Here is a 13,232-nt window from a genome sequence, read left to right on the forward strand (position 1 = left end):
GCTGCAAAGTTCGGGGGCCCGTAATCACAAGGTGTCCCCCTAATGAAAAGTTTGATGAAGTCTGCTGCGCTCGCCATTGCGGTTTCTCTTTGTGCCACCTCGGCGTCCTACGCTGCAGAGAGTGTCCGTCTGACGGGTTCCGGGGCGAGTTTCCCTGCACCGATCTACCTCACTTGGTTCAAGGATTTCAGCAAGAAATCTGACGGTGTCACTGTGGACTACCAATCCAAGGGTAGTGGCGCGGGTGTACAGGACTTTCTGAACAAAACGGTTGATTTCGCCGCCAGTGACTCGGCAATGAAAGAGGAAGATATCGCCAAGGTCGCCGAAGGCGTGCAGTTGTTGCCGATGACCGCGGGTGAAATCGTGCTGGCCTATAACTTGCCGGGCAATCCGAAGGGGCTAAAACTGCCTCGAGATGTGTACTCCAACATTTTTCTGGGCAAAATCACGCGCTGGAACGATCCGAAGATCGTTGCCGCCAACCCGGATCTGAAACTCTCCGATACGCCGATCACGGTTGTTGTGCGTGCGGACTCCAGCGGCACGACTGCGGTATTCACTAAGCACCTGGCGACAATCAATCCGGAGTTCAAGCAGGCGCTGGGGGAGGGCAATACCGTCAACTGGCCGGCTAGCGACAAGTTCATCAAGTCGCCGAAGAACGATGGTGTCACGGCCACTGTGCGCCAAACCCCGGGTGCGATCGGGTACATCGAATACGGCTTCGCCAAGCTTGCCAAGGTCGACTTTGCTCAACTGCAGAACAAGGCCGGTCAGTACGTCGTGCCAAACGCCGAAAGCGGTGCCGAGGCCCTGGCGGCGGTGAAGATGCCGGAAAACCTGGTGGCCTGGTTGCCTGATCCGGACGGTGCCAAGTCCTACCCGATCACGTCCTACACCTGGATGATTTTCCGCAAGGACAACGGCAATCCGGCCAAGGCCAAGGCCATGCGTGAAATGGTCGAATACAGCCTGGCCGAGGGGCAGAAGATTGCCGATTCGATGGGTTATATCCCATTGCCGCAATCGGTCGTCGAGCAGGTTCGCAAAGCGTCCGCCAACATTCAGTAACGCCGTGAGGTCTCTCTCGGAGTGTGCGTCTGCGCCACGCCGGGAGAGTTTTCCCCCTTGTTCCGGACTCAGCCCATGAACAAACCTTTTGTCGTACCGGTTAATCCGGACTCTGCCTGCCAACCACCCTCGAGGAAGGATTTCCTGGTTGATCGCACCTTTCGTGCGCTTGCACGTATCGGCGTGGTGCTGATCCTGGCGCTGGTATTTGCGCTGGTGTTCGAGGTGGGACGCAAGGCACTTCCCGGTATGGAGAAGCACGGCTTTGATGTGCTTTTGGGCAGTGTCTGGGACGTTAACCAGGGCAAATACGGCATCCTGCCGGCTATCTGGGGCACGCTCTACAGCGCCTTGATCGCATTGCTGATCGCCGGTTTTTTTGGCATCAGCATGGCGATTTTCCTGACCCAGGATTTCCTGCCGCCCAAGCTCGCCGCCATCTTCCGCACTATCGTCGAACTGCTCGCGGCCATCCCCAGCGTGGTCTATGGCCTGTGGGGGATCTACGTGGTGATCCCGGCGATTCGGCCGCTGACAACCTGGTTGAACAGCGAACTCGGCTGGGTCCCCTTTTTCGGCACGACCCTGAGCGGCCCAGGCCTGCTACCCGCAGCGCTGGTGCTCGCCATCATGATTCTGCCGACCATTGCCGCCGTTTCGCAGGACGCGCTCACGGCTGTGCCGATGAAAACCAAGCAGGCCGCCTACGGCATGGGGACTACCCATTGGGAAGCGATTCTCAAGGTGATGGTGCCTTCCGCCGCCACCGGCATCTTCGGCTCTCTGGTGCTGGGCCTGGGGCGCGCGCTGGGTGAAACGATGGCGCTGGCCATGCTGGTCGGCAATGCCAACAACATTTCCCTCTCGCTGTTTGCACCGGCCAACACGCTCGCCGCCCTGCTGGCGTTGAACTTCCCCGAAGCAGGGCCGAACGAGATCGAGGTATTGATGTATGCGGCCCTGGTGCTGATGTTGATTACGCTGATCGTGAACATCTTCGGTTCGATGATCATGATGTACGCCCAACGGGGTAATAAGTGATGACTGATCTGACTGCTGCAACAGACCTGACGTCTCCAACAGGCGCGATGCCCAGCCTGCAGCGCAAGTTCGAAGGCCGTGCCCTGCGAAGCCTGATCCTGACCACCCTGGTCTGGGCAGGTGCGCTACTGGCCAGTGTGCCGCTGATCTCTGTGCTCTACATGCTGATTACACGCGGCGGCGCGCGCCTCAACCTGGAAGTCTTTACCGAACTGCCGCCGACCGGCTTCGAGATGGGGGGCGGTTTCGGCAACGCATTGGCAGGTACCTTCGTGATGGTCGGTATCGCGGCGGCGATCGCGGTGCCGGTCGGCATCATGGCGGCAATCTTCCTGGCTGAGCTGGGACCGGACAGCAAGCTGGGGAACGCCGCGCGTTTTGCCGCCAAGATGCTCACGGGCCTGCCGTCGATCCTGGCCGGGGTGTTTGCCTATGCCCTGGTGGTGATGACCACCGGTACGTATTCGGCACCGGCGGGTGGCGTGGCGCTGGCGGTCCTGATGCTGCCTATCGTCGTGCTGACGGCGGAAGAGTCGATGCGGATGGTGCCCAAGATCATGAAGGATGCCGCCTACGGCATGGGCTGCACCCGTTCGCAGGTGATCTGGAAAATCATCTTGCCGACCGGCATGCCGGCCATCCTGACCGGAGTCATGCTGGCTGTGGCACGTGCCGCGGGCGAGACGGCGCCGCTGCTGTTTACCGCGCTGTTCAGCAACTATTGGATTTACCACCAGGGCAATCTCGAGGTCATGAACCCGACTGCCTCGCTGGCGGTGCTGATCTACAACTTCTCCGGGATGCCGTTCGACAACCAGCTTGAACTCGCATGGGCGGCCTCACTGGTGCTGGTGATGATCGTGCTGTTCGTGAACATCGTCAGCCGTATTTTCGGCAAGCCCAAATATTAAGAACGGGAGCATCTGATCTTGAACGTATCCACTGCGCAAATAGCCGCTCCGTTTGTCACCCAGGCGCCTGTAGTCATGGACTGCAAACTGGACAAGATTTTCTATGGCAACTTCATGGCGGTACGTGACAGCCATGTGCCGATCGAAAAAAACAAGATCACCGGGTTCATCGGTCCTTCCGGCTGTGGCAAGAGCACCGTGTTGCGTAGCCTCAACCGGATGAATGACCTGGTGAAGGGGTTCCGTTTCGAGGGCCATGTGCATTTCCTCGGACAGGACGTCTACGGCAAGGGCGTCGATCCAGTGGTCGTGCGCCGCTACATCGGCATGGTGTTTCAGCAGCCGAACCCGTTTTCGATGAGCATTTTCGACAACGTCGCGTTTGGTCTGCGCCTCAATCGCTACAAGGGCGACATCGGTGACCGGGTCAAGCATGCGCTGCAAGGCGCCGCGCTGTGGGACGAAGTCAAGGACAAGCTCAAGGTCAGCGGCCTGTCGCTCTCCGGTGGCCAGCAACAACGATTGTGCATTGCCCGCGCCATTGCCACCGAGCCGGAAGTCCTGCTGCTGGATGAGCCGTGTTCGGCGCTCGACCCGATCGCTACCCGGCGAGTCGAGGAACTGATGGTGGAGTTGAAGAAGGACTACACCATCGCGCTGGTCACCCACAACATGCAGCAAGCCATCCGTGTCGCTGACACCACGGCTTTCTTTTCGGTGGATATTTCCCAGGGCACGCGAACCGGCTATCTGGTGGAAATGGGCCCGACCACGCAGATTTTCGACAACCCGCGTGAACAGATGACGGGAGACTACATCAGCGGCAAGTTCAGCTAAGCATCTCATCCGGTCAAGGCCGCATACCTGCAGAAGCCAAACGGATTTGGCGGCATCCGGTAGACATTTGCCAAACGTTTTCAAGGAGCACCAATGCCTGTTACGCACCGCCTTGATTTACCTGCAATTGAACGCGCACTGCGTGAGGTTCAGGGCCGCTTCGTCGAGCTGAGCCGGTACTTCACCGAGCCGCGGGACCCCTTGACTGATGAAGTGCTGCAGAATGTGCTTGAAGGTTATGCGTTGGTTGACGACTATGTTGCCCGCGGCGTCGACCTGTTCGATCTTCAGCAACTGAACCTGATGCTGGAGATCAATGCCACGGTGCTGTGTGGCCGAGATCCGGCGCGCCGGTTGGAATACGCCCAGCACCTGGCAGCCACCGAGGCGCATTTCTTCAACAATGTTGAGGGAGGCATCAAGGACTTGTACAACTGGTATTGCGCGTATCGCAGCGAATCCGTCTGGAAGCGTGCGGCCGGCGTCTATGTACGCATTCTCAGCAAGCCGCAGCTGTTCATCGAAGGTAACAACCGCAGTGGCTCGCTCATCGTCAGCTATTTGCTCATGCGCGCGGGTTTGCCTCCTTTCGTGTTGACACTGGAAAACGCAGAGGGCTACTTCAACCCGTCCTCAGTCATACGCAACTCCGCCAAGCATGGCGTCAAAGCGTTGTACGAATTGCCCAAGATCAAGAAAAAATACGCAGCTTTTTTAGAAGAACAGGCGCCCGATCCCATGAAGTTTTTTCTCAAGGACAAATCCTTGCCCATTTATCAAGGTGGCCATTGATGAGCGGGTATCCAGCGTTCGCCAGGTGCAAAACCTTCGGCAGCCGGGTAGGGCAGGTCATCCGCCGCGCGATGCCGACGCAACTGTTCAAGCGTCAGCGCATACGAATTTCGTTCGATATCGATGACACGCTCGCCTGCCAACTTCACCATTGTGCCGTCGAGCAGAGCAGGCTGCCGGCCTGTGTTCATCGTTGGTTGGGTGAGCCGTTGCGCATGGGCACACGCTCCCTGATCCGAGAGCTGCGCCGCCAGGGCTGCAGCGTCTGGGTCTACACGTCGTCCGGGCGCACGCCGTCCTATATCCGGCGTTGGCTATTGCTGTACGGCATCCGTGTCGACGGCGTGGTCAACAGCGTGCTGCACAACCGTGCCCTGACGGTGCATGGGATGTTGAATGCGCCTTCGAAATATCCGCCGGCGTTCGATATCGATTTGCATGTCGATGATTCCGAGGGCGTGCAGATTGAAGGCAAGGATCATGGGTTTCGCGTTGTCGTGGTGCATCCGGAGGATGACCGCTGGGCGCAGAAAGTCCTGGATGCGGTTGCCGTTGTCCAGGCGCAGCTCGTCTGGCAGCAAATGTTCAGACAGAAAGAGTCGGTGCAACAACGGGCAGACGCTTTCCTTGAACCTCTCAGTTAAGGTGGTACGACTCCGCTACTAGTTGCAGTGCAGTTGCTCAACCGTGCGGGCGTGTTCCCTAGTGCCTTTTTTGAACATTGTGATAAAGGCGTTGACCGAGCTATAGCTCAGCTCGGCCGCAACGTTCTGCACCTTCGCACCACTGGCCAGTTCTCGCAGCGCAACCACAAGGTGCAACTGCTGCCGCCAGCGTCCAAACGTGAGGCCCGTCTCACTAATCATCAATCGCGACAGCGACCTCTCGCTCACCGCCACGCGCTTCGCCCATTCGGCTGACGTACTGCGATCGGAGGGCTCGAGCGTCAGCGCATTTGCTATCGCACGAATTTTACTGGAGATGGGTAGGTTGAAGCGCTCACGCGGCATTTCGACCAGTTCGTCGAGCATCACTCTCGCAAGCTTGAATCTGCAAAGTCGAGCTGCCGAGCAACCGCCGGCCGGTCCATGAGGTCGGGAACGAAGGCAGAAATGGCTGATGGACCTGGCCTTGCCAGAGTTCGTAGGTTTTGCGGGTGTGATCATGTCGCCCGGGGGGCGGCTCAGTGCGCGAATATACGGCTAGGTGAGCCGCAACCCGGATCGACAGATCAGGACTGAGAGCGGGTGCCAGTGAAGGCGCACCGAAGGGGACAAGAACTACGGTCGTGAACTAGTGGGCAAAGAATACCAATGCACGCAATTCGATACTGCGCCTTGGAGGGGCATCACGTGGCGTAGAAGGATCATCGAAAGCGGTGTGTGCACCCGCTCGTGCCACACCATCGGTGCGCGAATCGAAGATCTTGAGCAGCAGCGCTTCTTCAGGTCGTAGGCGGGGGTAGTAATACCAGCGATGATTCGGGTTTGCGCGCACGGAAAAAGTTTCCCCGACTTTGTCGCGATACACCAGGTCGCTGGGCAGGAAGTCGGCAGGATCGATGGTGCTGGCATCGCACAGCGCTAACGGTGTGGTAAAGACCGGTCCCCCGATGGGACGCCACAAATTGATGATTGCAAAGCGTTTGAGCAAACGTTGCTCGGCTTCTTCCGGGGGCAAGTGATCGCGCACACGGCGCACGGCGGAACGCTCAGTCTGGTCGTTATGAACATAACGCACCGGTTCGCGCATTCCTGCAGCCTCTCTGCCAGGCTGATCAACACGAATGGTGTGGTCAAAGATCACGGTTTTGATGGCGCCCGTTTGCTCGCGAATCAGTGCGTCAGCCTCGGGGTAATAGAGCAGGCGAACTTGCGTTTCGTCTTCCAGATCAGGCACCGCACTTGGACGCTCGATTCGCTCAAAGCCTTGCACATCGAGTGTGGCGGGAGTGTCGAGCAGGCGTGCGTTATGAATATTGACCCGAGTCGGCTGCAGGACACCCGTGCGTTGTGGTTGGCCGTCGGGCTGCGCGAATGCGTAATTGACCGGACGTATGCCATTGTCCAGCAGATAGTTGAGCTCGCCGATTACGGATACAGGTGCAATGTCTTGCTGATGGGTTCCCATAAGAACTCCTTGGCTCGAGGCGAGCCGCTTTAAAATGATTCCTTGAACGGCCGCAAATCCAATTCCTGCGTCCATGCGCTGCGCGGTTGTGTATGCAGGTACCAGTAAGTTTCGGCGATATCCTCGAGCTGTAATGCGCCCTCAGCGCCTAGCTGCTCAAGACGCTGCGGAGCATGGCTGCGTAAGCGTTCGCCATTGATGCCGCCATCGATCACCACGTGCGCGACGTGAACATTTTGCGGGCCGAACTCACGAGCGAAGGACTGACTCAACGAGCGCAGTCCGGCCTTCGCCGCTGCAAACGCCGCGAACGGTGGCTTGCCCCTCAAGGAGGCCGTGGCCCCCGTGAACAGCAATGTGCCACCACCGTTTTCAAGCAACGCGCGGGTGGCTTCTCTGGCGAACAAAAAACCGCCCAGGGTCGAAGCTCGCCAAGTTTGTTCGAACAGGTCGGCGCTGAGTTCAAGGCTGGGGGATGACACCGAGTTACCCACATTGAAGATCGCGACCTTCAGTTGGCCAAGCTCCCTGACAGCCTTAATCGCAGCCAGGATATCGGCTTCATTGCCTGCGTCTGCCGGCAACGCCACCGCATCGCCATCCTGTGCCTGGATGCTCTCGACGACGGCCTTGAGCTTATCGGGGCTGCGACCGCTCACGGCGACCTTATATCCACCTTTGGCGAATCGTCGTGCCAGCGCCGCGCCTAATCCTTCGACAGCACCGACACCGTTTACCCAGGCAACTTCTGCGATTAATGACATGCTGGCGTCCTTCAAGGGCAAGAAGGAACTTACTGTAACGTCCTATTTAAATCGCGGATTAGAATTTTGGACGCTAACGATAGATCGGATTAGTGATTGTGATGACCACGTAAGTGCTCAGCCTTCACCGCTAGCGACCCATCACCGCGCTCAACAAGTTCATGGACGTCATATTCATGAATAACTCGAACCTGCTCTCGCGCCGATGTTCGAGATCATCTTGAACACGGAGTTTTACCTTGTGCTGACCGGCCCCACTTGCCCACGTCAGGACCAGACGCTTAAACAGGAATAACCTTAGCATTATATGATTCTTTCATAATCATTCATCATTAATATAATCGTTGATGCTTTCAGCCTCGACCTTCGAGTCTTGCTGGACGCAACACTGCTGACTCGGTTTTTTCCCTCAGCCACGCCGCCCCACCCCCTATAAAGGCCTTTCATGACGTTTAAAAAACTCATCATCGCCGCCAGCCTGTTGTTCGCCGCCGCCGGGGCACATGCCCAGCAAGCCATTGATATCAGCTACCAGCGTTCATCGACCTTATGGATATTGCTCAAGCAAAACGGCCAACTGGAAGAGCGACTGAAGCCCTTGGGCTTCACTGTCAACTGGCATGAATTCAGCACCGGCCTGCTCAGTTCCCTGAACGCCGGCAGTGTCGATTTGCATGCCGACGTCGCCGACGCCTTTGCGCTGTTCACCCAGGCTGCCGATGCGCCATTGACCTACTACGCCCGAGAAAATCCATCGCCTGGCGCCCAGGCCATCATCGTTCCGGACAACTCGCCCATCCACAGCGTTGCCGATCTGAAAGGCAAGACCGTCGCGGTTTCCAAAGGCTCGGGCAGCAACTTCCTATTGATTTCGGCGTTGAAAAAAGCCGGTTTGACGCTCGCCGATATCACCCCGCGTTACCTGGAAGCACCGGATGGCGGGGCGGCATTCGCCAACGGCAGTGTCGATGCCTGGGCTATCTGGGACCCGTTCCTGGCGACCCAACAACTGGATCATCACGTGCGCGTGCTGGCTGACGGCAAGGACGGCCTGGCCGATTACAACCGCTTCTACCTGGCAACGACAAAGTTCGCCAGCGCGCACCCGGACGTGTTGCAAGTTACCTTCGATACCCTGCGCGAGACGGGGCAGTGGGTCAAAGCGCACCCACAAGAGGCCGCGAAGATACTCGGCCCGTTGTGGGGCAACATTCCTTCCGCCACCGTGGAACTGGCCAATACCCGCCGTAGCTATGACATCGTCCCGGTCAAGGTCGATGAGTTGGTCGAGCAGCAACGTATCGCTGACACCTATTACGCGGCGAAGCTGACGCCCAAGGCGTTGAAGGTTACCGATATTGCGGTCTGGACGCCGAAGGCTAAGTAGGGGAGTGTTGGCATGAGTCGTCAAATTCACCTGTCAGCGTTCTTGCTGACGGGGCCAGTCGTCCATAGTCACGCCGTCTGGCGTCATCCTGAAACCGTCGGCAATTACCTCGATCCCGAATACTACGCGCGCGTCGCAAAAGTCGTGGAGGAGGGGTTGTTCGACTTTCTGTTCTTCGCCGATCGCCTCGCAGTGGGTGATCAAATGGGCGGCTCCCGGGATCTGGCATTGCGTTATGGCGCTCAGGATGCGACACGCCTGGACCCACTTCCGATCCTGTCTTACCTGATCGGGCAAACGAGCAAGCTCGGCCTGGGTGCAACCCGCTCCACGACCTATTACGAACCCGCGCACATCGCCCGGGAGTTCGCCACTCTGGATCACCTGTCCAAGGGCCGCGCGGCGTGGAACATCGTCACCTCGATGAACGACAGCGAAGGTCGGCTGTTCGGCAAAGACAAGCATCTGGAGCACGACCTGCGTTACGACCGTGCTGACGAGTTCGTCGAAGTGGCGTTGAAGCTATGGCGCAGTTGGGAACCTGGCGCGCTCAAGCTCGATCGCGAAAGCGGGGAGCTGGCCGATCCATCGAAGATCCAGTCGGTGCAGCACCGTGGCGAGTGGTTCAAGGTCGAAGGCCCCCTGAATATTCCGCGCACGCCCCAAGGAAGACCGGTGCTGATCCAGGCCGGTTCGTCCGGTCGCGGTCGGCGTTTCGGGGCGCGTTGGGCGGAAGCGATCTTTACCATTCATCCGCACCTGAGCGCCATGCGCGCCTTCCGCGACGACGTACGTGCGCAGGTCGTGCAACAAGGGCGCGAGGCTGACAGCTGCAAAGTGCTGACAGCGGTCATGCCGTTCATTGGCGGCACGGAAGCCGAAGCACGGACCAAACGCGATCGACACAACGCACTGGCACGTCCCGAATTAGGGCTGGTCACGCTGGCCTCACAGCTCAATGTCGACCTGTCACCGTTTCCGTTATCCGCGACGCTGGCGCAGATAGCCCAATCGCCGCTGATCCATCCGGCGGCGGCCGAAAAACTACTGATGCAGGGTGCCGAGACCACGCTGGAGCAACTGGGGCGGATCTTCGCCAGCAGCGTTCGCGTTCCGCAACTGGTGGGCACCGGCGCGCAAATCGCCGACCAACTGGCCGAGTTGTTCCTGGGCGATGGTTGCGACGGCTTCGTGATCTCGCCGGGTTACCTGCCGGGATCGTTCAGCGAATTCGTCGAAAGCGTGATCCCCCATCTGCAACGCAAAGGCTTGTTCCGTCGCGCTTATGAAGGCTCGACCTTGCGTGAGCACCTAGGGCTCGGCGAGCTGAAGAACTGAACTCTTCTACCAACCAAAGGGATATTTGAATGGCTGTTTTCGAACGTTTGACCCGTCGTCACCTGCTGGGGCTGGCCAGTGTTGCCCTGGCGAGTCCGTTGTTGATGTCGTTGCCGCGTTTTAGCCGGGCGGCGGATGAGCACGCCGGCCATGTTATCGATAGCTCCAGCGAGCCCGCCGGCACGGGCGAATTCATTCGCCTGGATGCCCCGCGCGCGCTGAAACTGGCGGTCAACCTCAATGCGGTTTGTCTGGCGCCAGTGGTCATCGCCCACGGTCAGGGTTTCTTCAAGAAGCACAACCTCGATGTCGAACTGGTCAACTTTGGCAACTCCACCGAAGTGCTGCTTGAAGCCATCGCCACCGGCAAGGCCGATGCTGGAGTCGGCATGGCATTGCGCTGGCTCAAGGCGCTGGAGCAGGGCTTCGACGTCAAACTCACCGCCGGCACTCACGGCGGTTGCCTGCGTTTGCTCAGCGCAGTAAACGGCAACGTGCATAAGCTTGAAGACCTCAAGGGCAAAACCATAGGCGTCACCGACATGGCCAGCCCGGACCGTAACTTTTTCTCGATCCTGCTGAAAAAGCACGGCATCGATCCGGTGCGGGATGTGGAATGGCGACTGTACCCGGCCGACCTGTTGGGCACAGCGCTGGAGCGTGGTGAAGTGCAGGCAGTCAGCGGCAGTGATCCATTCATGTACCGCCTGATCAAGACCGGCAAAGCCCAGGAGCTGTCCACCAATCTGGTCGAGGAGTACGCCAACCTCAGCTGCTGCGTCGTCGGCGTCACCGGCAAACTGGTGCGTGAGGACAAACGCGTGGTCGCAGCCCTGACTCAGGCCGTTCTCGAGGCCCACGATTACTCGGTGAAAAACCCCGAGGCCGTGGCCAAGGGCTTCCAGGCCTATGCGTTGAATACTTCCACCGAAGAAGTCGAGGCCATCCTGCACGACCATACCCACGGTCATCATGCCGTTGGCCCGTTGCTGACTAAGGAGATCACCACTTACGTCACCGACCTGAAAACCGTGGAGGTGATCAGTCAGGGGACCGACGCCGGAGCGTTCGCCAAGGAGATCACCGCCGATGTCTTCAGCTGATGTTTCGACGTTGGCCGCATCCGCCAGGCCGTGGGTATTCAAGCTTTGGCGCCAAGGTGCGGTCGCGGTGACGGCATGGGTGGCGGTTGCGTTGCTGATCAGCTATTGGCCCAACGCCACGCGCCTTTGGCCGATGACCCAAGGCCTGGCGAATCTATGCCTGGCCGTGGCGACATTGATCGGGTTGCTGGGCATCGTCGGTCACTGGTCGGCGAAGCTCGCCACGCGCCTACGGGCAGCAGGCGCCTGGTTGATCGCACTGCCCATTCTGCTGGGCATCTGGGAACTGCTCACCGCCAAGCTGGGCCTGCTGCCGGTGCCATTCTTTGCACCGCCGCAAGCGTTGCTCGCGGTGTACGTCGATGACTGGCCACGCCTGGCCGACAGCTTGCTGCATTCGGCACTGTTGCTTGGAAGTGGAGTGGCGCTGGGTGCCGCGACCGGTTTTGTGGCCGGAGTTGCGATCGGTTGGTCGAGCAGTATCGGCTACTGGTTGCACCCGGTCCTGCGCATTCTCGGGCCGGTGCCTTCGACGGCGCTGTTGCCACTGTGCTTCTTTCTGTTTCCCACCAGTTGGAGTGCCAGTGTCTTTCTCATTGCTCTGGCGACCTGGTTTCCGGTGACGGTGTTGACGTGGTCAGGTGTGGCCAGTGTCGACAAAGCCTATTACGACGTGGCCCGGACGTTGGGCGCGAAGCAGGGCTTTCTGATTTTCAAAGTGGCGATCCCGGCCGCTTTGCCCCACGTGTTTGTCGGTTTGTTCATGGGGTTGGGCGCCTCGTTCTCGACCCTGGTGGTCGCGGAAATGATGGGAGTCAAATCTGGCATCGGCTGGTACTTGCAATGGGCCCAGGGTTGGGCGGCCTACGCCAATATGTACGCGGCATTGTTGATCATGGCACTGGCCTGCTCGGGGTTGATCTCGGCGCTGTTTCTGATCCGTGACCGGTTGTTGGCCTGGCAAAAAGGAGCGATGAAATGGTAGTGCTGGCACACGCAGCAACCGCATCGGCAGGGTTGGCCCTGCGCATTGACAACCTGAGCCACGGTTTTGCCCTGGACGGTCAGCACTTGCCGGTACTGGATCGGGTTTCCCTCGACGTGGCGCCCAGCGAGTTCGTCGCGTTGCTCGGGCCTTCAGGGTGCGGCAAGTCCACATTGTTGCGCCTGGTGGCGGGGCTGGAGCCTGCCGATTCGGGCGCTTTGCTGGCTGATGGCCTGCCGATTAAGGGGCCGGACCCGAGCCGGGTCGTGGTGTTCCAGGACCCGACGCTGTACCCGTGGCGGCGCGTGTGGGACAACGTCGCCCTTGGCCTTGAGGCCCAGGGGCTGCTCAAAACCTATTCCGCCAAGGTCGATGAGGCACTGGAAAAAGTCGGCCTCAGCCCGTTCTCCCGAGCCTATCCACGGCAGTTGTCAGGGGGGATGGCCCAGCGTGTCGCGTTGGCTCGGGCGTTGGTCAACGAACCGCGGCTACTGATTCTCGACGAGCCATTAGGCAAGCTGGATTCGCTGACCCGCATTGCCATGCAGAAAGAGTTGATCGATTTGTGGCAACGTCAGGGTTACACCGCGCTGCTGGTGACCCATGATGTTGAAGAGGCTTTGCTGCTGGCCAATCGAGTGATCGTATTCAGTGACCGACCGGCAGCGATTAAAGCGCAATTGACCATCGAACGGCCTTATCCGCGTCATCGCGACGATCCTTATCTGGTGGATCTGAGACGCCAGATCATGGGGTTGCTGGGGCTGGGTGAGAGCTGGTAATTATTGGTTGAGTGCCCGAGCACTCTTTGCAGGACAACAGAGCACAAATGTGGGAGCGGGCTTGCTCGCGAAGAGGGACTGGCATTCA

The 13,232-nt window shown here is 59.0% G+C and carries 14 protein-coding genes; 11 read left to right on the forward strand and 3 right to left on the reverse strand.

Annotated features, from left to right (window positions below):
* The first annotated feature begins 42 nt into the window (after window positions 1-42).
* From pstS to J9870_RS11185, 6 genes are all read left to right on the forward strand, one after another.
* Window positions 43-1,074, forward strand: a complete 1,032-nt coding sequence (gene pstS / locus J9870_RS11160; RefSeq protein WP_109755278.1) for a phosphate ABC transporter substrate-binding protein PstS — start codon at window positions 43-45, stop codon at window positions 1,072-1,074.
* A gap of 75 nt (window positions 1,075-1,149) precedes the next feature.
* The gene (gene pstC, locus J9870_RS11165) at window positions 1,150-2,115 is read left to right on the forward strand and encodes a phosphate ABC transporter permease subunit PstC (RefSeq protein WP_210644019.1); all 966 of its coding nucleotides are present in this window, start codon (window positions 1,150-1,152) and stop codon (window positions 2,113-2,115) included.
* A complete protein-coding gene (pstA, locus tag J9870_RS11170; protein WP_210644020.1) occupies window positions 2,115-3,026 on the forward strand; it encodes a phosphate ABC transporter permease PstA in 912 nt (303 codons plus the stop codon). The genes pstC and pstA overlap by 1 nt, the downstream gene beginning before the upstream one ends.
* Window positions 3,027-3,101: 75 nt before the next feature.
* Window positions 3,102-3,863, forward strand: coding sequence for a phosphate ABC transporter ATP-binding protein PstB (gene pstB / locus J9870_RS11175; RefSeq protein WP_025214260.1), 762 nt, complete (start codon window positions 3,102-3,104; stop codon window positions 3,861-3,863).
* 93 nt (window positions 3,864-3,956) lie between these two features.
* Entirely contained in the window at window positions 3,957-4,655 is a 699-nt protein-coding gene (locus tag J9870_RS11180) for a hypothetical protein (protein WP_210644022.1), read from the forward strand.
* A 71-nt stretch (window positions 4,656-4,726) separates the two neighbouring features.
* On the forward strand, window positions 4,727-5,299 hold the full coding sequence (locus J9870_RS11185) for a hypothetical protein (RefSeq protein ID WP_210645197.1): 573 nt from the start codon (window positions 4,727-4,729) through the stop codon (window positions 5,297-5,299).
* 18 nt (window positions 5,300-5,317) lie between these two features.
* Here J9870_RS11185 and J9870_RS11190 read toward each other — a convergent pair whose 3' ends face one another.
* The 3 genes from J9870_RS11190 to J9870_RS11200 form a co-directional block, all read right to left on the reverse strand.
* A complete protein-coding gene (locus tag J9870_RS11190; RefSeq protein ID WP_246883101.1) occupies window positions 5,318-5,686 on the reverse strand; it encodes an AraC family transcriptional regulator in 369 nt (122 codons plus the stop codon).
* A gap of 262 nt (window positions 5,687-5,948) precedes the next feature.
* Window positions 5,949-6,785 carry a CmcJ/NvfI family oxidoreductase gene (locus J9870_RS11195; protein WP_134923791.1) on the reverse strand — a complete coding sequence of 279 codons (837 nt, stop codon included), beginning with the start codon at window positions 6,783-6,785 and terminating at the stop codon, window positions 5,949-5,951.
* Between the two features lie 29 nt (window positions 6,786-6,814).
* Window positions 6,815-7,570 carry an SDR family NAD(P)-dependent oxidoreductase gene (locus J9870_RS11200; RefSeq protein WP_246883102.1) on the reverse strand — a complete coding sequence of 252 codons (756 nt, stop codon included), beginning with the start codon at window positions 7,568-7,570 and terminating at the stop codon, window positions 6,815-6,817.
* Window positions 7,571-7,994: 424 nt separating this feature from the next.
* Here J9870_RS11200 and J9870_RS11205 point away from each other — a divergent pair, with 424 nt between their 5' ends.
* From J9870_RS11205 to J9870_RS11225, 5 genes are read left to right on the forward strand one after another with little or no spacing between them, the layout of a single operon-like run.
* Complete coding sequence (locus tag J9870_RS11205; protein ID WP_210644025.1) at window positions 7,995-8,936, forward strand: aliphatic sulfonate ABC transporter substrate-binding protein; 942 nt, start codon at window positions 7,995-7,997, stop codon at window positions 8,934-8,936.
* A gap of 12 nt (window positions 8,937-8,948) precedes the next feature.
* Window positions 8,949-10,274, forward strand: a complete 1,326-nt coding sequence (locus tag J9870_RS11210; RefSeq protein WP_210644027.1) for an LLM class flavin-dependent oxidoreductase — start codon at window positions 8,949-8,951, stop codon at window positions 10,272-10,274.
* Window positions 10,275-10,303: 29 nt separating this feature from the next.
* On the forward strand, window positions 10,304-11,377 hold the full coding sequence (locus J9870_RS11215; RefSeq protein ID WP_116832038.1) for an ABC transporter substrate-binding protein: 1,074 nt from the start codon (window positions 10,304-10,306) through the stop codon (window positions 11,375-11,377).
* Window positions 11,364-12,362, forward strand: coding sequence for an ABC transporter permease subunit (locus tag J9870_RS11220; protein WP_109755264.1), 999 nt, complete (start codon window positions 11,364-11,366; stop codon window positions 12,360-12,362). The genes J9870_RS11215 and J9870_RS11220 overlap by 14 nt, the downstream gene beginning before the upstream one ends.
* Window positions 12,356-13,144 (forward strand): ABC transporter ATP-binding protein, encoded by a 789-nt coding sequence (locus tag J9870_RS11225; protein ID WP_210644028.1) that lies wholly within the window; start codon window positions 12,356-12,358, stop codon window positions 13,142-13,144. Before J9870_RS11220 ends, J9870_RS11225 begins: the two co-directional genes overlap by 7 nt.
* Window positions 13,145-13,232: the final 88 nt, after the last annotated feature.

The sequence above is a fragment of the Pseudomonas sp. Tri1 genome (genome assembly GCF_017968885.1).
Taxonomy (GTDB): domain Bacteria; phylum Pseudomonadota; class Gammaproteobacteria; order Pseudomonadales; family Pseudomonadaceae; genus Aquipseudomonas.